The 19,244-nt window shown below is 65.8% G+C and carries 20 protein-coding genes; 6 read left to right on the top strand and 14 right to left on the bottom strand.

The window, feature by feature from the left end; genetic code table 11:
- Nucleotides 1–702: 702 nt before the first annotated feature.
- From WKW82_RS12740 to gtdA, 4 genes are all read right to left on the bottom strand, one after another.
- On the bottom strand, nucleotides 703–1,680 hold the full coding sequence (locus WKW82_RS12740; RefSeq protein WP_340342648.1) for a Bug family tripartite tricarboxylate transporter substrate binding protein: 978 nt from the start codon (nucleotides 1,678–1,680) through the stop codon (nucleotides 703–705).
- On the bottom strand, nucleotides 1,677–2,948 hold the full coding sequence (locus WKW82_RS12735; protein WP_340342647.1) for a 3-hydroxybenzoate 6-monooxygenase: 1,272 nt from the start codon (nucleotides 2,946–2,948) through the stop codon (nucleotides 1,677–1,679). Before WKW82_RS12735 ends, WKW82_RS12740 begins: the two co-directional genes overlap by 4 nt.
- Before the next feature lie 13 nt (nucleotides 2,949–2,961).
- On the bottom strand, nucleotides 2,962–3,666 hold the full coding sequence (locus WKW82_RS12730; protein WP_340342646.1) for a fumarylacetoacetate hydrolase family protein: 705 nt from the start codon (nucleotides 3,664–3,666) through the stop codon (nucleotides 2,962–2,964).
- Nucleotides 3,667–3,785: 119 nt separating this feature from the next.
- Nucleotides 3,786–4,865, bottom strand: a complete 1,080-nt coding sequence (gene gtdA / locus WKW82_RS12725; RefSeq protein ID WP_340342645.1) for a gentisate 1,2-dioxygenase — start codon at nucleotides 4,863–4,865, stop codon at nucleotides 3,786–3,788.
- Nucleotides 4,866–4,996: 131 nt separating this feature from the next.
- Between gtdA and WKW82_RS12720 the strand changes: the two genes are divergently transcribed.
- Nucleotides 4,997–5,905, top strand: a complete 909-nt coding sequence (locus tag WKW82_RS12720) for a LysR family transcriptional regulator (protein WP_340342644.1) — start codon at nucleotides 4,997–4,999, stop codon at nucleotides 5,903–5,905.
- Between the two features lie 87 nt (nucleotides 5,906–5,992).
- Here the strand turns inward: WKW82_RS12720 and WKW82_RS12715 are convergent, their stop codons facing one another.
- Nucleotides 5,993–6,484 (bottom strand): GNAT family N-acetyltransferase, encoded by a 492-nt coding sequence (locus WKW82_RS12715; RefSeq protein ID WP_340342643.1) that lies wholly within the window; start codon nucleotides 6,482–6,484, stop codon nucleotides 5,993–5,995.
- Nucleotides 6,484–6,948 carry an EVE domain-containing protein gene (locus tag WKW82_RS12710; RefSeq protein WP_340342642.1) on the bottom strand — a complete coding sequence of 155 codons (465 nt, stop codon included), beginning with the start codon at nucleotides 6,946–6,948 and terminating at the stop codon, nucleotides 6,484–6,486. The genes WKW82_RS12715 and WKW82_RS12710 overlap by 1 nt, the downstream gene beginning before the upstream one ends.
- 94 nt (nucleotides 6,949–7,042) lie before the next feature.
- Here WKW82_RS12710 and WKW82_RS12705 point away from each other — a divergent pair, with 94 nt between their 5' ends.
- Nucleotides 7,043–8,242 (top strand): cation:proton antiporter, encoded by a 1,200-nt coding sequence (locus WKW82_RS12705; RefSeq protein WP_340342641.1) that lies wholly within the window; start codon nucleotides 7,043–7,045, stop codon nucleotides 8,240–8,242.
- A gap of 79 nt (nucleotides 8,243–8,321) precedes the next feature.
- On the opposite strand, the gene WKW82_RS12700 is transcribed toward WKW82_RS12705, so the two are convergent.
- From WKW82_RS12700 to WKW82_RS12675, 6 genes are all read right to left on the bottom strand, one after another.
- On the bottom strand, nucleotides 8,322–9,041 hold the full coding sequence (locus tag WKW82_RS12700; protein WP_340342640.1) for an oxygen-binding di-iron domain-containing protein: 720 nt from the start codon (nucleotides 9,039–9,041) through the stop codon (nucleotides 8,322–8,324).
- Nucleotides 9,042–9,115: 74 nt separating this feature from the next.
- Entirely contained in the window at nucleotides 9,116–10,012 is an 897-nt protein-coding gene (gene mmsB, locus WKW82_RS12695) for a 3-hydroxyisobutyrate dehydrogenase (protein ID WP_340342639.1), read from the bottom strand.
- Nucleotides 10,013–10,181: 169 nt separating this feature from the next.
- Entirely contained in the window at nucleotides 10,182–11,297 is a 1,116-nt protein-coding gene (locus tag WKW82_RS12690) for an enoyl-CoA hydratase/isomerase family protein (protein ID WP_340342638.1), read from the bottom strand.
- A 159-nt stretch (nucleotides 11,298–11,456) separates the two neighbouring features.
- A complete protein-coding gene (locus WKW82_RS12685) occupies nucleotides 11,457–12,611 on the bottom strand; it encodes an acyl-CoA dehydrogenase family protein (protein WP_340342637.1) in 1,155 nt (384 codons plus the stop codon).
- A gap of 26 nt (nucleotides 12,612–12,637) precedes the next feature.
- Nucleotides 12,638–13,030: a lysozyme inhibitor LprI family protein gene (locus WKW82_RS12680; RefSeq protein WP_340342636.1), complete on the bottom strand. Its 393-nt coding sequence runs from the start codon at nucleotides 13,028–13,030 to the stop codon at nucleotides 12,638–12,640.
- Nucleotides 13,031–13,044: 14 nt separating this feature from the next.
- A complete protein-coding gene (locus WKW82_RS12675; protein WP_340342635.1) occupies nucleotides 13,045–14,568 on the bottom strand; it encodes a CoA-acylating methylmalonate-semialdehyde dehydrogenase in 1,524 nt (507 codons plus the stop codon).
- A gap of 112 nt (nucleotides 14,569–14,680) precedes the next feature.
- On the opposite strand from WKW82_RS12675, the gene WKW82_RS12670 reads away from it, so the two are divergent.
- From WKW82_RS12670 to WKW82_RS12655, 4 genes are all read left to right on the top strand, one after another.
- Nucleotides 14,681–15,574: a LysR family transcriptional regulator gene (locus tag WKW82_RS12670; RefSeq protein ID WP_340342634.1), complete on the top strand. Its 894-nt coding sequence runs from the start codon at nucleotides 14,681–14,683 to the stop codon at nucleotides 15,572–15,574.
- 295 nt (nucleotides 15,575–15,869) lie between these two features.
- Nucleotides 15,870–16,151 carry a hypothetical protein gene (locus WKW82_RS12665; protein WP_340342633.1) on the top strand — a complete coding sequence of 94 codons (282 nt, stop codon included), beginning with the start codon at nucleotides 15,870–15,872 and terminating at the stop codon, nucleotides 16,149–16,151.
- 127 nt (nucleotides 16,152–16,278) lie between these two features.
- On the top strand, nucleotides 16,279–16,860 hold the full coding sequence (locus tag WKW82_RS12660; RefSeq protein ID WP_340342632.1) for a putative pterin-binding protein: 582 nt from the start codon (nucleotides 16,279–16,281) through the stop codon (nucleotides 16,858–16,860).
- 47 nt (nucleotides 16,861–16,907) lie between these two features.
- Nucleotides 16,908–17,054 (top strand): hypothetical protein, encoded by a 147-nt coding sequence (locus WKW82_RS12655; RefSeq protein ID WP_340342631.1) that lies wholly within the window; start codon nucleotides 16,908–16,910, stop codon nucleotides 17,052–17,054.
- Nucleotides 17,055–17,181: 127 nt separating this feature from the next.
- Here the strand turns inward: WKW82_RS12655 and WKW82_RS12650 are convergent, their stop codons facing one another.
- Both WKW82_RS12650 and WKW82_RS12645 read right to left on the bottom strand, forming a co-directional pair.
- A complete protein-coding gene (locus WKW82_RS12650; RefSeq protein WP_340342630.1) occupies nucleotides 17,182–17,562 on the bottom strand; it encodes a hypothetical protein in 381 nt (126 codons plus the stop codon).
- Nucleotides 17,563–17,570: 8 nt separating this feature from the next.
- The gene (locus WKW82_RS12645) at nucleotides 17,571–19,205 is read right to left on the bottom strand and encodes a tetratricopeptide repeat protein (protein ID WP_340342629.1); all 1,635 of its coding nucleotides are present in this window, start codon (nucleotides 19,203–19,205) and stop codon (nucleotides 17,571–17,573) included.
- Nucleotides 19,206–19,244 lie beyond the last annotated feature (39 nt).

Below are 19,244 nucleotides of genomic sequence, written 5' to 3'. Positions count from 1 at the left end.
AACCGGAACACGCAACGTGGTGTCCGGCAAGCAACGGCATCGAATGAGCGAAGGTGCGATGAGCTTGAATCAGATTGAAAAGCGATGGGAAGGAGACCAGGATCGCCAGGCAAGCCAGCGGCGGATTGACCACCCATCGGGCAGACTCCGGTACAGAGACAGGAGCAGATCGCGAATCCGCGCAGCATATTCCATTCATTTGTTGCTCGATCTCCCCACTTTCCCTAGCCTTTCCAAGAGGCCGCCAACAAGTCCGCGTGATGATTGTGATCTGGCCCACTGAATGGCAAGACACCATCGCCAGTCTTCGAGAATGGGGAGCAGGACTGCGAGTACGAATAGGAATTCGGATGCCGTCGAAGTCAGCATGAGGGGCCAGCACCACGCCGCACCGGGGCAATGTTGACCGCTGGGATGCGTTCCGCAAGGACGTGTCTCGGGCATAGCGCCACAACGGCGAGGCCAGTGTGGACGAATGCCCCGGGCCGGTTAGGGCGTCTGGTCGAGCGCGACCTCCCGCAGGCTCGAGGGCTCCACCCGGATCCGCACCAACGCTTCGCCTCAAGGCAGGATCCGTATGCGGCCGTGCCGCACGTACGGATCTGTGCGGGGGCAATGAGCAATCTCCGTCCCTACCGCCACCCACCTGCTGGGCTTGCGTCGCTGTGCGGTTGGGGGAACTGCGCGGATTTCACAGGCACCTCAATCCAGGCTGATATTTCCCCGGACCACCAGCTCCCCATACACCTTCGACTTGGCCTCCACGTTGCGCGCGATCTCCTCCGGCGACCAGGCCAGCGGCTCGAAGGCGAAGGTGTCGAAGCGGGCGCGGATCTCGGGGTCGGCGATCACCTTGGCCATGTCGGCGTTGATCTTTGCCTTGATGGCTGCGGGCACGCCCTTGGGTGCGACCAGCGACACGAAGGAGTTGACCTCCAGACCGGCCGGGCCGCCAGATTCGCCGATGGTCGGCACGTCGGGCATCTGCGGCACGCGCTTGGGCGCGGCGACCGCGATGTAGCGCAGCTTGCCGGCCTTGTAGATGCCCGCGCTCGACGGGATGCTGGCGAAGGCCCAGGCGATGTCGCCGGCACCGACGCTGGCGTACAACTGCGACACCTCCTTGTACGGCACGTGTTGCATGCGCAGGCCACCCGCCATCGCTTCGAGTTGCTGCGCGCCCAGGTGGCCCGGGCTGCCGATGCCCCAGGAGCCGTAGCTCAGCGTGTCGGGCTTGGCCTTGGCGTCGGCAATCAGGTCGGCCACGGACTTCCACTTCGACTGGGTCGGCACCGCAACGAAGAAGGGCGTGCGGAACAGCGAAGCCACCGGGTCGAAGGTCTGCAGCGGCTTGAAGTTGCGCGACTTGTAGAGATGCGGCAACGCGGCCAGGTGTTCGCTGTCGAGTTGCAGCAGCGTGTAGCCATCGGGTGCGGCGCGCGTGGCCTGCTCGATGGCGATGAAGCCGGCGCCGCCGGGCTTGTTGTCGACGACCACGCGCTGGTTCCAGAGCTTGGCGAGCTTATCGGAGATCAGGCGCAGCACTGCGTCAGGACCGCTGCCGGCGGCGAAGGGGGTGACGATGGTGACGGGCTTGGAGGGGTAGTCGGTGGCCTGGGCCAGCACCGGGCCGCTGATGACGGCAGCGGCGATTGCGGCCAATGCGAAGCGTGTCTTCATGATGTTTCGGCGGTCTCTTGTTGGAAACGGGATTCTTGCGGGGCGGGTTGCACGGTCGCGGCATCGAGGCAGTGCTCGGGCCGCCAGCCATAGAGCCATTCGACCGCGTCGTGGAAACGCTGTTCCGAGCGGCCCGGCCACAGGCTGTTGCGCACGATGCGCTCCACACCCTTCGCGTGATAGAGCCGGCCCATCTCGCGGACCGACAACACGACGCGGGCGGTGCGAGCCACGCGCGCCGATTCGTAGAGGCGGAAGGCGCGCGGCAGGTCATCGACGCCATCCAGCGAACGGCATGCGCGGATGGCCTCGCCCAGCGTGACCGCATCTTCCAGCGCCATGCAGGCGCCCTGCGCGAGGTACTGCATCATCGGATGCGCCGCATCGCCAATCAGCGTGGCGGCGCCTTTGCCCCAGTCCAGCACGGGCTCGCGATCGGCCGTGCTCCAGCGCTTCCAGGAGGTCGGGCGGTCGAGCAGCTGGCGCGGCGTCGCGTGGATGTCCTGGAAGTACGACAGCACTTCTTCCTTGCTGCCTTCGGTGACGCCCCACTCTTCCTTGTCGCGACTGTGGAAGGTCACGACCAGGTTGTACTGCTCGCCGGCGCGCAGCGGGTAGTGCACCAGGTGGCAGTCGGGGCCGGCCCACACCACCGGCGCGTTCAGACGCAACTCCGGCGGCATGTCGGCGGCGGGCACGACGGCGCGGTAGACCACGTGGCCCGACACGCGCGCCTCGTCGCCGACCAGTTTGGCGCGCACGACCGACTTCACGCCATCGCAACCCACTACGGCATCGGCGCTGAAGCGGCGACCGTCCTTCGTGGTCACTGTCACGCCGTCGTCGCGGATGTCGACATCGGCCACCGCGGCGCCGGTGTGGAAGCGGATGCGCGGATCGCTGCGCACCGCATCGAAGATCGCGCCGTGCAGGTCGGCGCGATGACTCACCGCGTAGGGGTTGCCAAAGCGCTTGCGAAAGCTTTCTCCGACGGGAACCGAAGCCACTTCCGTGGCATCGACCGCATCCATCATCACCAGGCGATCAGTGAACACAGCCTTGCGCCGCACCTCGTCGCCCACGCCCAAGGCATCGAGCGCGGCGAAGGCATTCGGGCCGAGTTGCAGGCCCGCGCCGATCTCGCCAATGGAAGAACTCTGCTCCAGCAGTTCGACCCGGAGGCCGAGGCGCGCCAGCGACAGCGCAGTGGCCAGGCCGCCGATGCCGCCACCGACCAGCAGGACGGAGGCACGTTCAGAATGTGTCATGGTGCGTTGCTCCTCAAGCGATGCGCACGGACAACGGCGCGAAGCCGTCGATGCGCACGGTGATGGTCTCGCCCGGCTTCACCGCGCCCACACCTTCCGGCGTGCCGGTGAAGATCACGTCGCCGGGCTGCAGCGCAAACAGCGTCGAGAGGTTCGCGATGATTTCGCTCACTGACCAGATCAGGTTGCGGATGTCGCTCTTCTGGCGCGTGGCGCCGTCGACTTCCAGCGTGATGGCGCCGGCGTTGTACTCGCCCATCTTGGCGATCGGCCGCACCGGGCCGATGGGCGCGGAATGGTCGAAGGCTTTGCCGATCTCCCACGGGCGGCCCTGCTCGCGCATCTTCATCTGCAGGTCGCGCCGCGTCATGTCGAGGCCGACCGCATAGCCGTAGATGTGGCTGGCCGCCTGCGCGACCGGGATGTCGCTGCCGCCCTTGCCGATCAGCACGACGAGTTCGGCCTCGTAGTGGTAGTTGGCCGTCTGGCCCGGGTACGGCAGCGTGGCCGTGGTGCCTGCGGGCACCGGCACCACCGAGGCATCGTCATTGGGCTTGCAGAAGAAGAATGGCGGTTCGCGGTCCGGGTCGAAGCCCATCTCGCGGGCATGCGCCGCATAGTTGCGGCCGACGCAGTAGACGCGGCGTACCGGGAATAGGTCGGTCGAACCTTCGACCGGAAGGCCGACGACGGCCGGCGGGGTGATCACATAGGACATGGTGTCTCCTGCCGCATCAATGGCGGCGAATGTTGAAAGAAAAATGGGGTCCACAAGACCTTGCAATCCAGCGCAGAACAAGGCGATCCAGTGCTTATGCGCTTGAAGGCAAGGTCGTGTCAGGCGTCTTGGAGAAACGCTTCGCGCAGGATGCCGATGGCCTGTTGCACCGGCCGGTCCGAGAAGCTGAACAGCACGACCTCGTCGTCTGCCGACAGCTTGAGAGGCGCCCACGAAGGCACGACGAAGGTGTCACGCGGGCCGAAGGCCAATCGCTGCCCGCCGATCTCCGCCGTGCCGCGACCTTCGACCACGCTGTAGACCGCGCCATCGGTCTGACGATGGGTCTTGCCGGCAAAGCCCTTGGGCATCAGTTGCAGGAAGGTCGCGATCGTCGGCATTGGCGAGCCGCCGGTCAGCGGGTTGATGTAGCGCAGCTTGTGGCCCTGCCAGGCGTCGGGCGCTTCCTGGCGTTGCAGCGTGGCCAGCGCCTCGCGGCTGCGCGAATAGGGGTAGTTGAAGATCGGCGAGGTCGGCGACTGGTGGTCGTGCTTGACCGGCACCATGTTGTGGCCGAAGCGCGCGAGGCTGTGGCCCTCGGGCACGGCCACCTTCTGTGCCTTCGCATCGTCGTTCTCGGCGAAGCCGGCGTCGAAGAAGCGCACCATCGGGATATCGAGGCCGTCCAGCCACACCACCGGCTCGCTGCTGCCGCCGATGCCTTCGTTGCCGTGGTCATGCCAGGCCCACGAAGGCGTGATGATGAAGTCGCCGGGGTACATCGTGGTGCGCTCGCCGCCCACCGTGGTGTAGGCGCCCTTGCCATCGACGATGAAGCGCAGCGCGGACTGCACATGGCGGTGTGAGGGCGCGATCTCGCCCGGCATGATGAGTTGCAGGCCCGCGTAGAGCGACTGCGTGATCGACGAGCGGCCCGGGATGGCCGGGTTCTCCAGCACCAGCACGCGGCGCACGGCTTCCTCCGCGGTGATGAGCGCGGCCGATTCCATGAGGAACGGCCGGATCTCGTCGTATCGCCAGATCGCCGGCACGCAGGGCGTCTGCGGTTCGCGGGGCACCAGCGCGTGCAGTTCTTCCCACAGGGGCGTGAGACTGAGCGGCTTGATGCGGTCGTAGAAGTCCTGGCGGCCTGGGGCGCGGGCAGGTGGGGCTTGGCGGGTGGCGACGGCGGTGTTCATGGAGCGGATTGTTCGCCGTGGGCACTATTCCATCAAGCACACTGGCGGATACTTCGAATTGCGTTTTTCAATAATGGCGCGCTGAATCGCAAGCTCGCTCAACTTCCGATTTCAAGATCCGGAGATCTGCGATGGCAAAACTAGACCTGGAATGGCTGGCCGTGTTCGACGAGGTCTACAAGACCGCGAGCGTGTCGAAGGCGGCCGATCGGCTCGGCATCGCGCAGGCGGCGGCCAGCACCGCGCTCAACAAGCTGCGCGTGCACTTCGACGACCGGCTCTTCGCGCGCACCGCGCAGGGCATGCAGCCGACGCCGCACGCACAGGAGATCTACCCCGCCCTGCGTGAGGCGCTGGCGCAACTCGCCTTGGCGCGCGGCAGCCAGGCCGTGTTCGAGCCCCGGCAGGCACAGCGGCACTTCCGCATCTGCCTCACGGACATCAGCGAGGTGGTGCTGTTACCGCGCCTGTTGAATCATGTGCGGCGCGAGGCGCCGGGCGTGCAGATAGAGACCGAGATCGTCTCGACCGCCAGCGGACGCCGACTGGAGGACGGCGAGGTCGATCTGGCCGTCGGTTTCATGCCGCAGTTGGAGGCTGGCTTCTACCAGCAGGTGCTGTTCCGCCAGAACTTCGTCTGCCTGGTGGCGAAGGACCATCCGCGCATCGGCAGCAGGCTCACGAAGAAGGCCTTCGCGGCCGAGGCGCATGCCGTCATTTCATCCTCAGGGACCGGCCATGCGATCGTCGACAAGACCATCGCGCGCCACGGCATCGAGCGGCGCATCGCGGTGCGGCTGTCGAGCTTTCTGGGCGTGGCGCGCATCGTGGCGCAGACCGAGTTGATCGTCGTGGTGCCGCGCATTCTCGGGCAGATCCTGGCAACGCAGGAACCGGTGAAGATGGTCGAGCCGCCGATCGCGCTGCCGGCTTACGCGGTCAAGCAGCATTGGCACGAACGCTTTCATGCGGATCCGGGCAATGCGTGGCTGCGCCGCACCATCGTTCAACTGTTCGGCGAGGGTGTACCGAGGCCGTGACCGGCCCAAGCCATGGCCCTTTTTGCATCCCCGCCGCGCGTGAGAGCGGAGAACACATGGTCCAAAGAGGATTTGACCAGCGTCTCGCTATACGCCGGTGCGAAGCTCGTAGCGCGCAAAGGCCAACGAGCCCTTGTGGATGACGCTGTGCAACGTGAAGCCAAAGCCTTCATACAACGCGCGCAGCGGCGTGCGATCCGCCCGGCAATCCAGGCGCAGCCAGGGTAGCCCCATGCCTCTCGCACGCGCCTTGGCGAAGGCGAGCAGCCCTGTGGAGACACCCTGGCTCGCCCACAGCCTGCGCACCGCGAGCTTGTGAACGAAGGCCGACGTGCCGCGCTCGATCTCAGGCCAGAAGTACGCGTCTTCCAGTTCGAACTTGTTGACGCCAACGATCTCGCGGTCGCGGTAGTCGGCGAAGAACAGCCCCGCCTCGACATCGCGCAGCACACGCTCGTCGCTGACATGCGCCGCCGTCCAAAGCGCCCTGCCGCCATCCACGAGCCATTGCGCAGCCTCCTGCAACACGGCGGCCACCGCCGGCGCATCCTCGACGCCGGCCTGCCGGATGCCCCCCATCACTTCAACATCTTGTCGACGATCAGGTGCCAGTGCGCCGCCTCGACCGGCGTGATCGACAGCCGGTTGCCCTTGCGCAGCACCAGCATGTCGGCCAGCGCAGGCGTGTCGCGCATTTCCGGCAAGGCCAGCACACGCGTCTTGCGCAAAGCCTGCACGTCGAGCAGCAGCCAGCGCGGGTCCTCGGGCTTCGACTTGGCGTCGTAGTACGGCGACTTGGCATCGAACTGTGTCGGATCGGGCCGCGTGCCGGAGGCCACGCGGGCCACGCCGTAGATGCCAGGCTCGGGGCAGCTCGAGTGATGGAACAGCACGCCGTCGCCGACCTTCATGTCGTCGCGCATGAAGTTGCGGGCCTGGTAGCTGCGCACGCCGGTCCACGGCACGGTGGCGTCGGGGGCGGCCAGCGCGTCGTCGATCGAGCATTCGTCGGGCTCGGATTTCATCAGCCAATAGTTGCTCATGGCACCTCGCGGAGTTCCGTTGTCAACAGGGAGCAATTTTGCCGTGGCAAACTGCGCCCCGCTTCGCGACCTCGCCTCCGCCTTGATCCCGCCAATGAGTACCTCCGAAATCTTCCTGATCGCGATGCTGATCATCTTCACCGGCCCCTACCTGATCTGGCGGCTGGGACGCACCGAGTACTTCGCGCCGCTGGTGATCGTGCAGATCATCACCGGCGTGCTGCTCGGGCCCGGCGTGCTCGGCGCCAGCTTTCCGGACTACTACCACTTCGTCTTCAACGGGCCGGTGATCCAGTCGCTCAGCGCCATCGCGCAATGGGGCGTAATGCTGTTCGTGTGGATCGCAGGCATCGAGCTGGACCTGCGCGAGGCCTGGACGCACCGGCGCGAAAGCAGCATCACGGCAGGACTGGCGCTGGGCGTGCCGCTGGTGCTCGGCGGCGTGGCCGGGATCGGCATGGCGATGTATCCGGGCTGGGTCGGCGCGCAAGCCGTGACCTGGCAATTCGTGCTGGGCATCGGCATGTCGTGTGCTGTCACCTCGCTGCCGATCCTGATCCTGCTGATGGAGAAGCTGCACATCTTCCGCCGGCCGATCGGCCAGCGCATCCTGCGCTATGCGAGCCTGGACGACATCGCGATCTGGGGCGTGCTCGCCTTCATCCTGCTGGACTGGGAACGCGTGGGCCGTCAGGTCGCTTTCCTTGCAGCCTTCGGCGTAGCGAGCGCGGCTTTCCGCTGGCTGATGGTGCGCATTCCGGAGCCGGACCGCTGGTACGTCGGCATCATCTGGCTGGCCGCCTGCGGGCTCGGCGCCGACTGGTGCGGCCTGCACTACATGGTCGGCGCCTTCATCGCCGGCGCCGTGATGGATTCGCACTGGTTCGACCAGGCCGACATGGACTCGCTGCGCCACAAGCTGCTCATGGTGGTGATGCCCGTGTACTTCCTGAGCACCGGGCTGCGCACCAACTTCGAGGCCGGCGGCGTGGCGGTGTTCATCGCGGCGGCCGTGCTGCTGGCGGCGTCGGTCAGCGGCAAGCTGATCGGCACGCACATCGCCGGCCGCCTGCTTCAGTGGAAGCCCGGCGAAGGCTCCCTGATCGGCTGGATGCTGCAGACCAAGGCGCTGATCATGATCGTCTTCGCCAACGTGCTGCTCGACAAGGCCCTGATCACCAATGCCGCCTTCACCGCCCTGCTGCTGATGGCCGTGGGCAGCACGATGCTGACGGTGCCGATCGTCACGCCCAAGCTGGCGCGGATGAAGGAGATCGTCTTTCGCAACAGGTAGACCAGCGCCGAACGGGGCATGCCGAGAGCAGTGGCTCGGCCCTCTGCCTTACTTCGCTGCGGGGTACACGGCTTCCTGGTCAATGCGGCCGGATCATCGCCTCGTAGGCATCGGCCAGTTCACCGAGCGCTTCACCGCAGCGGCCGCGCCTGGATGACCCGTGCATCAACGCCAGCGTCTGCGGTTCCAGCTTTGCGAGCGCCCGGATCGTGGGCGCCGTCGCCGGGGAAAGCGAGGTGGCATGGAACAACTCTTCCGCCGCCAGCGCGGGGCCGACGATGTCGCCTTCGACGAGGGCCGGGCCGTCGCCGCAATGCGTGAAGAGGTCGCCGCAGAACAGCGTACCCGTGCTCTCCTCGAACAGCACGCGTGCCTCCCAGTTGTGCGGGACGTGCGGCGTGTCGATGTGCCTGACACGCTTGCCGCCCAGGTCCATCACTTCACCATCGGCCAGCCTGCGCGGCGGCCGGTCGCACAGGTCGTCCAGCGAGACCATGCAGCCGGTCGCGCCGTGCGCCACCTGGGCCCGCGGCGCGGCGGCGAGTAACTCGTTCATCGCACCGCATTCGTCCGCCTCGACATGACCGAAGGTGATCCAGCGCAGGCGCGGCAACGCAACAATGCGCGACACCGCATCGGATACGAGCGGGAACATCTGCCGCAGCCCGGTGTGAAAGAGCAGCGGCTCGTCGGCGTCGATGAGGAACTGGTTGAAGGTGAAGCCGCCAGGCGCCGCGTCAGGGACGCAAGTCGAGATGCGGTAGATGCGGTCGGCGATCTCACACGTGCTGGTTTGCATGTCGGCCCTTCAGATTTGCGAAGGCGAAAGCATGCACTTTTTCCCTGCCGGACGGCAAGTCGCCGCCGTTCCGCTCACCCGGCTTTCTGCACCAATTTGATGACGCTGGAGAAATCCAGTGCGCCATGCCCGGCGAGGCTGTGCGCCGCGTACAGGTTCCGCGCCATGCCGCCCAATGGCGTGGCCGCGCGCACCGCGGTTGCGTTTTCCTGCGACAGGCCCAGATCCTTGAGCATCAGGTCGGTGCCGAAGCCGCCGGCGTAGTTCTTCGACGCGGGCGAAGTCTCCATCACGCCGGGCATCGGGTTGTACTTTTCCAGGGCCCAGTTGCCGCCGGAACTGCGACGCATGATCTCGGACAGCACCTTCGGGTCCAGCCCGTTGGCCACGCCGAGGGCGAGCGCCTCCGAGGTGCCGATCATCAGGATGCCGAGCAGCATGTTGTTGCAGATCTTGGCCGTCTGGCCGGCACCGGCATCGCCTGCATGGAAGATGTTGGCGCCCATCTTCTCGAGCACCGGCCGGGCGCGTTCCAGGTCTTGTGCGCTGCCGCCGACCATGAAGGTCAGCGTGCCCGCGATGGCGCCGCCGGTGCCGCCCGATACCGGCGCATCGATGACCGCGATTCCTCGCTTGCCAGCCGCTTCGGCGACCTTGCGCGAGGTGGCTGCAGCGATGGTGCTGCTGTCGATGACCAGCGTGCCGGGCGCGATGTGTTCGAGCAGGCCGGGTTTGCCGTCGCCGCCGAGGTAGAGCCCTTCGACATGCGCGCTGGCCGGCAACATGCTGATGACCACTTCGGCGCCCGCGACCGTGTCGGCGGCCGATGCGGCGATGGGCAGGCCCTCGGCCGCGAACTTCTTGCAGGCTTCAGTGGAAAGGTCGAAGGCACTGAGCGAGTGGCCCGCCTTCCGCAGGTTCAGGGCCATCGGGCCGCCCATGTTGCCAAGTCCGATGAATGCGATCTTCATGTGGTGTGTCTCCAGGGGTGTAGTGAATTCGAGATCGGACAACCGGCCGCGAAGGACGCGAAGGTTCCGCGAAGGACGCGAAAGAATTCAGTAAAGAAAATCTGGTATCCCCTTTGCGTCTTTCGCGAAACCTTTGCGTCCTCTGGTCCAGATATCCGTATTTCTTTCCTCACACAATCCCCGCCAACTCCGGCGCCATCGCGCCGCGCGCTCGCAGGTGGTCGTCGATGAAAGCGGGCGTGATCTCTTCGAGGGTGGCGGGGGTCCACTTCGGGTTGCGGTCCTTGTCGACCAGCAGGGCGCGGATGCCCTCGGCGAAGTCCTTGTTGGCGCAGCAGCCGAGCGAGGCCTGGTATTCGAGCCGGAACACCTCGGCAAGCGACATGCGGTGCACGCGTTGCCACAACTCGAAGCTCAGGGCCGCGCTGCTGGGCGCGCCTTTGGTAAACGTGTCGGCCGCGGTCTGCATCCACTTGTCTTCACTGCGCAAGCCGCGCAGGCGCTTCGCAATGTCGAGCAGGTCGTCGCCGGCCATCAAGGCATTGATCTCGTCGAAATGTTCACGCACCTTCGACGGCGGCGCCTCCGCGCCCTCCCCGGCCTGCAACAGGATGCGCGAGAGCGCGGCGCGGTCGGCCTTGGCATTGCCGGTCCACGTACCCTCCGCGATCGCATCGAGCACCTGCTGCTTGCGCTCGTGCGGCACGAACAAGTCGGCCAGGCCGCAGAAGATCGCATCGCTCGCATTGAAGTTGACGCCCGTGAGCGCCAGGAACAGGCCCACCCGGCCCGGCATGCGGCGCAGGAACCAGCTGCCGCCGACATCGGGGTACAGGCCGATGTTGATCTCCGGCATCGCGAGCCGGCTTTGCGCCGTGACCACGCGATGCGATGCGCCCGCCATGAGCCCGATGCCGCCGCCCATCACGATGCCGTGGGCCCAGCACAGGAAGGGCTTGGGGAAGGTGTGGATCAGGTGGTCGAGTTCGTACTCCTGAGCGAAGTAGCGCTCGGCGTATTCGTTGCGTGCCGGTCCGACTTCGAGCAGCGTCTGGTAGAGCTTGCGCAGGTCCCCGCCCGCGCAAAAGGACTTCTCGCCAGCGGCTTGCAGCAGCACGCCGACGATGCCGTTGTCGTCCCCCCATTCGCGCAGCTTGGGCGTGAGCAGCGCGACCATCTCCACGGCGAGCGCATTGAGCGAAGCCGGTGAGTTGAGCGTGGCCACGCCGAAGCGCTGGCCGCTGGCGGTGTTGATTTCGTGGAAGAGGACGACGGGGTCTGACATGGTTTTTTTCAAGTTGCTCTGAATGCGGGTACCGTATGCAGGGGACGCGAAGGTTCCGCAGAGGACGCGAAAGAAGTCAAAGAAAAAAGATCTGACTATTCCTTTTGCGTCCGTCGCGAAACCTTCGCGTCCACTGCATCCGGAAGTCCGGATCGGTTCTCAGCGAATATCCGCATCCCCCTCGAGCAGCTTGCGCGCGACGATCACACGCATGATCTCGTTGGTGCCTTCGAGGATCTGGTGCACGCGGGCATCGCGCACCAGGCGCTCCAGCGGGAACTCGCTGAGGTAGCCGTAGCCGCCGTGGAGCTGCAGCGCGTCGTTGCAGACATTGAAGCCGGCGTCGGTGGCGAAGCGCTTGGCCATCGCGCAATAGGTGCTCGCATCGGCATGGCCGGCGTCGAGCTTCGATGCGGCCAGTCGCACCATCTGGCGCGCAGCGACGAGTTCGGTGGCCATGTCGGCCAGCTTGAACTGCAGCGCCTGGAAACTGGCGATGGGCTTGCCGAACTGCTGGCGTTCGTTGAGGTAGCGGCGGGCTGCATCGAGTGCGCCTTGCGCTGCGCCCACCGAACAGGTCGCGATGTTGATGCGCCCGCCGTCCAGGCCCTTCATCGCGATGCGGAAACCCTCGCCTTCGCTGCCCAGAAGATGATCGGCAGGCACATGCACGTTGTCGAAGTTGATGGTGCGCGTGGGCTGGCTGTTCCAACCCATCTTGTGCTCCTTCTTGCCGTAGCTCACGCCCGGCGCATCGGCCGGCACGGCGAAGGCCGAGATGCCACCCGCACCGCCCCCTCCGGTGCGCGCCATCAGCACCAGCACATCGGTCGAGCCGGCGCCGGAGATGAAGGCTTTGCCGCCGTTGATGAGGTAGCCACCGTCCTTCGCCTCGGCCCGGGTCTTGAGCGATCCCGCATCGGACCCCGCGCCCGGCTCGGTGAGGCAGTACGAGGCCAGCTTGCGGCCGCTGGTCAGCTCGGCGCCCCAGCGCTTGCGCACGTCCTCGGTGCCCCAGGTGCCGAGCATCCAGGTCGCCATGTTGTGGATCGTTATGAAGGCGGTGGTCGACGGATCGATCGCGGCCATCTCCTCGAACACCAGCGTGGCGTCGAGGCGCGGCAGCGCGAGGCCGTCGATGCTTTCCGGTGCGTAGAGGCCGCAGAAGCCGAGTTCGCCGGCCTTGGCGATGGCCTCCTTGGGGAAGATGGCCTCGGCATCCCAGCGTGCTGCATGGGGCGCGAATTCGCTCGCTGCGAAATCACGAGCGGTCTGCGCAAATGCGCGCTGTTCTTCACTCAGTTCGAAGTCCAAATCCCTGCCTCACACTCGTTGTTCGATCATTGGCGCATCGCGTTCCGCGCGCGAAGCTCCTGCGTGCGCTTCTTGGTAGCCTGCGTCTTGCATTCAGTGAATTCCTGGGGCCAGATGGTGCCACTGGTGGCCGGGTCGCCTACGTCGGCGATGCAATCTGGCTCCAGCTTTTTCAGCCACCCACGCTGCTCGATGCGTAACGCCGTTTGCGCATCCGGCGACAACGCGCGCATCACAGCCTTGTAGGTCGTGTTCAGTTCGCGGTCGGCAACAGAAAAATCCTGGCTTGCGCATGCCCTCATTTCCATCGTGTTCCCATCGGGCTTGCAACACACCCGACTTTCACTCGATCCAAAGCAAGCCGGTCGCGACCAAATCGGTAGCGGGGTCAACGAGGCCACCGCCAGGACGCCCCACATCAACCCCCGACGCCTCACTTCAGGCTGATCGTGGTGTTGACCCCATGGCTCACCGTGCTGTCATCGAACCAGCGCGACGTGACCGTCTTGGTCTGCGTGTAGAACAGGATCACCTGCTTGCCGTAAGGCCCGAGGTCGCCCAGCTTCGAGGCGCGCGAGCCGGTGAAGGAGAACATCGGCACCGGCACCGGGATCGGCACGTTGATACCGACCTGGCCGACGTCGATGTCTTCCTGGAAGCGGCGCGCCGCGGCGCCGGACTGGGTGAAGATCGCGGTGCCGTTGCCGTTCGGGTTGGCATTGATCATGTCGATGGCTTCGTCGATGTTCTCGGCATTGGCCAGGCACAGCACGGGGCCGAAGATTTCCTGGTCATAGATGCTCATGCCGGGCTTGACGTCAGCGAACACCGTCGGGCCGACGAAGTTGCCCTTCTCGTAGCCGGGCACATCGGGCTTGCGGCCATCGAGGGCCAGCGTGGCGCCGTCGGCCACGCCGCGTTCGATCAGGCCGTTGACGCGGTCGTACGCGGCGCAAGACACCAGCGGGCCGATGTCGACGCCCTTCTCCGTGCCCGCGCCGATCTTCAAGGTCTGCGCCTTGGCCACCATGTCCGGCACCCACTTCTGCGCCTCGCCCACCAGCACCGCCACCGACACCGCCATGCAGCGCTGACCCGCCGCGCCGAAGCTCGCGCCAGCCAGGGCGTTGAGTGTCTGCTCCTTGTTGGCGTCAGGCATCACGATGGCGTGGTTCTTCGCGCCCATCATGCATTGCACGCGCTTGCCGGTCGGCGTGGCGCGGTTGTAAACGTGCGTGCCGACCTTGGTCGAGCCGACGAAGGAGATCGCCTTGATGCCCTTGTGATCGCAGATCGCGTTGACCACCGCTTCGCCGCCGTGCACGACGTTGAGCACGCCGGGCGGGATGCCGGCTTCGAGCGCGAGTTCGCACAGGCGCATCGTCACCATCGGGTCCTGCTCGGAGGGCTTCAGCACGAAGGTATTGCCGGTGACGATGGCCATCGGGAACATCCACAGCGGGATCATCGCGGGGAAGTTGAAGGGCGTGATGCCGGCGCAGACGCCCAGCGGTTGCAGCAGCGTGTAGGTGTCGACGCCCGAGGCCACGTTGTTGGCCATCTCGCCGAGTTGCAGGTTGCCGATGCTCGCCGCGTGCTCCACCACTTCGAGGCCGCGGAACACGTCGCCTTCGGCGTCCGGCAGGGTCTTGCCTTGCTCGGCCGTGAGGATCGCGGCCAGCTCGCCCATGTTCTCGCGGATCAGTTGCTGGTACTTCAGGAAGATGCGGGCGCGGGCGCCGATGGCGGTCTTCTTCCAGGTCTTGAAGGCTTCCTGCGCCGAGGCCACCGCGGCATCGACCTCGGCCTGCGTGGCGAAGGGCACACGGGCCAGCACCTCCTGCGTGGCCGGGTTGACGATGTCGCGCCACTCGGTGGTCTTCGACTCGACGAACTTGCCGCCGATGAGCAGCTTGACGGTGGCGACCTGGGTCGCGGTGGTGGTTGTGGCGTCCATTGAATGTGTCTCCTTGGGGTGCGGATTTCGCGAAGCAGGCGGGCATCCTAGCTTTGCAGTTTTGCGATGGCAATAGACAAAAACGCATCTTCGATCTGCATAATCGCAACGCATGGACTGGGACAACCTTCGCTATTTCCTGGAGCTGGCGCGCTCCGGCACCTTGATGAGCGCGGCACGGCGGCTGGAGGTCGACCACACGACGGTGGCGCGGCGCATCCAGTCGCTGGAGAAGGAGATCGGCACGCCGCTGTTCTCGCGGGAGGCAGGGGGGCATCGACTGACCGAAGCGGGCCGGCGCTTGCAACCGCAGGTGGAGTCGATGGAGAGCGCCTTCCAGGCGGTGGCGAGCACGGCGCCTGCGGCGCAGCAGGGCTTGTCCGGCGTGGTGCGCATAGGCGCCACCGAGGGCTTCGGCACGGTCATCCTCGCCCCCCAACTGTCGCTGTTCGCCCGACAGCATCCTGGCCTGACCATCGACCTGCTCGCGATGCCGCGCCTGGTGCACCTGTCGCGGCGCGAGGCCGACATCGTGATCTCGCTGGAGCGCCCTGCCCGCGGCGCCGTCGTCGTGACCAAGCTCACCGACTACACGCTGCGGCTGTACGCCGCGAAAGCCTACCTGTCAAAGTACCCGCCGATCCAGGCGCGCGAAGACCTGCGCGGCCACAGCTTCATCAGCTACGTGGACGACCTGCTGTTCAGCAAGGAACTGCAGTACCTCGACGACCTGCACAAGCCCGACGCCTTCGCGCTGCGCAGCACCAGCATCCTCGCGCAGCATCGCGCGACGGCGGCGGGCGCCGGCATCGCGGTGCTGCCGGCCTTCATCGCGGACGAGGACAAGTCGCTGCGCCGCGTGCTGCCTGAATTGCCCCAGGCCAATCTCACGCGGACCTTCTGGATGTCGATGCCGGTGGAGAACAAGCAGCTGGGGCGGATGCAGGCGGTGTGGGGGTTCTTGCGAGAGACGGTGGAGGCGCAGCGGGGGGTGTTGATGGGATAGCGTTCCGAACAGCACTCGCAAGATGCAATGCTAGATTCGGACCCGCCAGCCTCGCTGGCAACTCTCAGAGACAAGAACATTCAGGGAAACTCATGAAATCCTCGCCGCAGTGTCGGCGCTCGTCCTTTCTGCCTGCAGCAGCACTGCGACATCGCCTACTTCCCCGACGCCCGAAACCAAGGCGCAGGTGCCGGCAAGGCCCGCGTCAAACGCTGCCCCGTGCGTAGCCAATTTCACGTCTTCAGGAAGTTTCATTTCTGGAAAGAAGTTTTCGACACACGTTCCGTTGCCCGGCGTGAGCAAGGACACAGCCTTTACCAAGTCGTACGGCTCTCTCGCCAAGAGCGGCTATCAGATCGTTCAGTCGGACAAGGGTGCGGGCGTGATCTCGGCGGCGCAGGGAGTCAGCTTTTCCAAAGGGGGCAAGAGCGTGCCGCTGAATATCGTGGTCCAAAGCGAGAGCAAGGGCTCGTCGGTCTCATTCAGCTTCTCGATCACGGGCGGCCTGAGCGCATCGGAAGACACGGTGCGCGACGAGTTCTGTCGGATTGCCGGCGAAATGGGTGCGAAGTCCTGAGTCGCATTTCGACTTGAGCGCCCCGGCGGATGGTGGAAAAGAACGCTGCCTGTACGCGGCCATCCGCTGACCTGCGGTTACAGCCCCGCAGTGGACGGATACAACCCCGCCGTCCCACAATGATTCGATGAACAAACGCCACTTCCTCGGCGGCGCGGCACTGGCGGGGCTGTTGCCCGTTGCAGGCAGCGCCGCGGCTGCAGATGCACCCCGCAAGGGCCCGGGCCTGCTGACCGTCAGCGGCCTCATCGGCAAGTCCAATCGGGGCCCTGTCGATCCGGCGCTCGACCAGTTGATGGTCAAGCACAAGGTCAGCTTCGACAAGGCCTTCGTGATCGACGCCGATGCGCTGGGCCGGCTGCCCGCCGTGAAGATCAAGCCGACGCTCGAATACGACGCCAAGGTGCACACGCTCTCCGGCCCCTTGCTCACCAGCGTGCTGGAGTCGGTGGGCGTCGCGCCCGATGCGATGCTCGGGATGCGCGCAGTGGATGGCTATGTGGTGCCGCTGAAGATGGCCGATGCGCGCACCTATCGCATGATCGTCGCGACGGAGATGGACGGTGCGCCGCTCGTACTCGGCGGGCTGGGTCCGCAATGGGGCATCTACGAAGCCGACACGCTCGCGGCGTTCAAGGACAAGCCGCTGAAGGAGCGCTTCGCGCTCTGCCCTTGGGGGCTCTACAGCATCGAGGTATCGCGCGGCTGACATACCCCGGTCAGGGCGGCAGTTGACCTCCCACCGGAGGGGACGAGATGAGCGAGAAGGACCCCTACCTCCTCGGCTACCGCCAGGCGGAACAAGAGCGACTGGAGCGCCAGGCGCTCGAACTCGCGAGCGAGTCGGAATGGCTGTTCGACCAGATCGGTGTGAGCGAAGGCTGGCGTGTCGCGACGCATTGACCACGGCCTTGCGCCAGCACCTGGAAGATCCAGCGACGCTGGTGGTTTCTTCGCTCTTCATCCAGGCCTGGGGACGCGTGCCCGACGCGGCATCCGCATCCGCTTGACGGACTCGCGGCAGTGGCCCCTATTTCACCCAGATGCTCAGCGGAACCGCTGGCCGGTCCGGGCAGGTCATCGAGCCCGTGTAGCGGTCCGTCAGGCGCCCGCTGAACCTGCACTCCACGCCATCCACGACCACCGTCGCCTTCATCTCCGACGGAAATCGGGAAAGCTGGAAACGGATCTCCGCCGCCTTGGTCTCCGGGCCATCCTGCGTGCAGATGCCGGTGTGCGTCAGCGTCACCGGACCGCTGTATTCCTTCGCGCGGCCCGCGGCGCGCTCGACGACCTTGCCGGTCCACTCCCATTCACCGAAGCCGCCGGAATAGCCGACAAGCTCCAGCGCGGCCGACGCCGCTTGCGTTGCGACCGCAGCCATCGCAAGCAACAACAAGCGGGCGGTCATGGCGCAAGTCACGGATTCTTCGCCAGGAAGGTGCGGGCGTCCGCCACCTCGGTGCGGCCAGTGTCGGCGCCATCGGCGATCGTGACGACCTTGGCGTAGTGCGCGCGTGCCGCCTGCGCATTGCCACTCTTCTCGGCGGCCTTGGCCGCGCCCACGGTGGCGCCGAGGCGGTTGGGCTCCTTCTTGAGCGTGGACTCGTACGCCACCAGTGCATCGCCGGGCCGGCCTTGCGCCATCAGCATGTCGCCGTAGAGTTCGCGCGCCGGCTTCAACACACCGGGCGTCACGGGGTGCTTTTCGGTCGCATCCTCGGCATCGGCCGCGGCGCTCATCGCCTGCAGGGCCTCGTCGGGCTTGCCGTCCGCATACAGCACCCAAGCCGCTGCCACCTGGCGCTGGATCTCGACCTGCTGCGACCAGTAGGCATCCTTGCCTTCGCGCAGCTTGTCGCGCATTTCAGTGACCTTGGCGATGTCCGCATTGGCCGCCGCGGAGTCGCCTGATCTCGCGGCGCCGAGGGCCCGCGCAAAGTACGTGATCGCCTGCGCGTGAGGCAGGTTGCTGGGCCGCACCGGCAGCTCGGCTGCGGCCTTCCAGTCGCCCCGTTCGACCACATAGCGCGCCGGCGACGCAGCCAGCGCATAGGGCCCTACCACCACGGTCTCGGAGAAGCCCGTGACGGTGCCCATCTCATCCACGACCAGCTTGGCACTGCCGTCCTTGCCGAGTTGCAGGTTGGCATAGACGAGGTAGTCCATGGCATGCAACTGGTCGTTGCTCTCCTTGCCCTGCGCCGCGACGCGCGCCGATTCTGCGTTGGAGGCGATCGATTCCTTCCAGTAGCCGACGCGCGTGAACACATGCGAGGGCATGTGCTGCGCGTGCGCCGCCGCCGGGGCCAGCGTGGAATAGCGGCGGGCGGCGTCGAGGCCCTTCTCTGCGAGCGCGGGCGTGTCGTAGAGATGGATGAGGTAGTGGATGACGCCGGGATGCTGCGGCTGGCGCTTGGCGATCTTCTCCAGGATGTCCGCGCCTTTGAGCTGGTTGGCATAGGTCTTGTCGGAAGCCGGCGCGGAGACGTTGAGCGCCAGCGCATAGAAGATCTGGGCTTCGTCGTCTTTCGGGTAGCGCTGCGCCAGTTGCTCCATCGCCTGGGTGTAGGCCAGCACCCGCGTGCGGTGGTCGATCTTGTCGTGGTCGGCGTACATCACGCCGAGCGCATCGATGTAGTCGCGTTCGCGCTGAGTGTTGGGCGCACTGGCGGCGATTTCCTTGGCCTTGGCAAGCGCCACGGCGCCTTCCGCGAGGTTTTTCGCGGGCGGGGGCGTGTGGGGGTTCCAGAGCAGGCTCAACGCCATGCCCCAATAGGCCATGGCGCAGTTCGGGTCCGCCGCGGCCACGTCATCGAAGACGTTCTTGGAAGCGCGGTACCAGAACGAATGCTGGTAGAGCATGGCGCGGTCGAAAAGCGCCTGCGCCTTGCGCGTGCAGGAGACATCGAAATGCACCTTGCCGAGCTTCTCATCGGGCGATTGGGCGAAGGCGGGCTGGACGAGGGAGGTGCCGAGCAACGCGGCGGCGAAGAGTGCTTCGCCCAGGCGCGATCTCCGGCCGCGAATGCGAGATGGAACGGGTTGGGTCATGGTCGGCTCCGCAGGTCTGGTTGACAGAACATCCGAGCC

Origin of the sequence: Variovorax rhizosphaerae (assembly GCF_037889975.1) — a bacterium.
GTDB classification, from domain to species: domain Bacteria; phylum Pseudomonadota; class Gammaproteobacteria; order Burkholderiales; family Burkholderiaceae_C; genus Variovorax; species Variovorax rhizosphaerae.
The sequence above is the reverse complement of the archived record's forward strand: the minus strand, read 5'-3'. Positions and strand labels throughout refer to the sequence as shown.

Coding starts and splice junctions, on each gene's coding strand:
- WKW82_RS12740 (WP_340342648.1), bottom strand. CDS start 1,680: ATGAAGACACGCTTCGCATTGGCCGCAATCGCCGCTGCCGTCATCAGC.
- WKW82_RS12735 (WP_340342647.1), bottom strand. CDS start 2,948: ATGACACATTCTGAACGTGCCTCCGTCCTGCTGGTCGGTGGCGGCATC.
- WKW82_RS12730 (WP_340342646.1), bottom strand. CDS start 3,666: ATGTCCTATGTGATCACCCCGCCGGCCGTCGTCGGCCTTCCGGTCGAA.
- gtdA (WP_340342645.1), bottom strand. CDS start 4,865: ATGAACACCGCCGTCGCCACCCGCCAAGCCCCACCTGCCCGCGCCCCA.
- WKW82_RS12720 (WP_340342644.1), top strand. CDS start 4,997: ATGGCAAAACTAGACCTGGAATGGCTGGCCGTGTTCGACGAGGTCTAC.
- WKW82_RS12715 (WP_340342643.1), bottom strand. CDS start 6,484: ATGGGGGGCATCCGGCAGGCCGGCGTCGAGGATGCGCCGGCGGTGGCC.
- WKW82_RS12710 (WP_340342642.1), bottom strand. CDS start 6,948: ATGAGCAACTATTGGCTGATGAAATCCGAGCCCGACGAATGCTCGATC.
- WKW82_RS12705 (WP_340342641.1), top strand. CDS start 7,043: ATGAGTACCTCCGAAATCTTCCTGATCGCGATGCTGATCATCTTCACC.
- WKW82_RS12700 (WP_340342640.1), bottom strand. CDS start 9,041: ATGCAAACCAGCACGTGTGAGATCGCCGACCGCATCTACCGCATCTCG.
- mmsB (WP_340342639.1), bottom strand. CDS start 10,012: ATGAAGATCGCATTCATCGGACTTGGCAACATGGGCGGCCCGATGGCC.
- WKW82_RS12690 (WP_340342638.1), bottom strand. CDS start 11,297: ATGTCAGACCCCGTCGTCCTCTTCCACGAAATCAACACCGCCAGCGGC.
- WKW82_RS12680 (WP_340342636.1), bottom strand. CDS start 13,030: ATGTGGGGCGTCCTGGCGGTGGCCTCGTTGACCCCGCTACCGATTTGG.
- WKW82_RS12675 (WP_340342635.1), bottom strand. CDS start 14,568: ATGGACGCCACAACCACCACCGCGACCCAGGTCGCCACCGTCAAGCTG.
- WKW82_RS12670 (WP_340342634.1), top strand. CDS start 14,681: ATGGACTGGGACAACCTTCGCTATTTCCTGGAGCTGGCGCGCTCCGGC.
- WKW82_RS12660 (WP_340342632.1), top strand. CDS start 16,279: ATGAACAAACGCCACTTCCTCGGCGGCGCGGCACTGGCGGGGCTGTTG.
- WKW82_RS12655 (WP_340342631.1), top strand. CDS start 16,908: ATGAGCGAGAAGGACCCCTACCTCCTCGGCTACCGCCAGGCGGAACAA.
- WKW82_RS12650 (WP_340342630.1), bottom strand. CDS start 17,562: ATGACCGCCCGCTTGTTGTTGCTTGCGATGGCTGCGGTCGCAACGCAA.
- WKW82_RS12645 (WP_340342629.1), bottom strand. CDS start 19,205: ATGACCCAACCCGTTCCATCTCGCATTCGCGGCCGGAGATCGCGCCTG.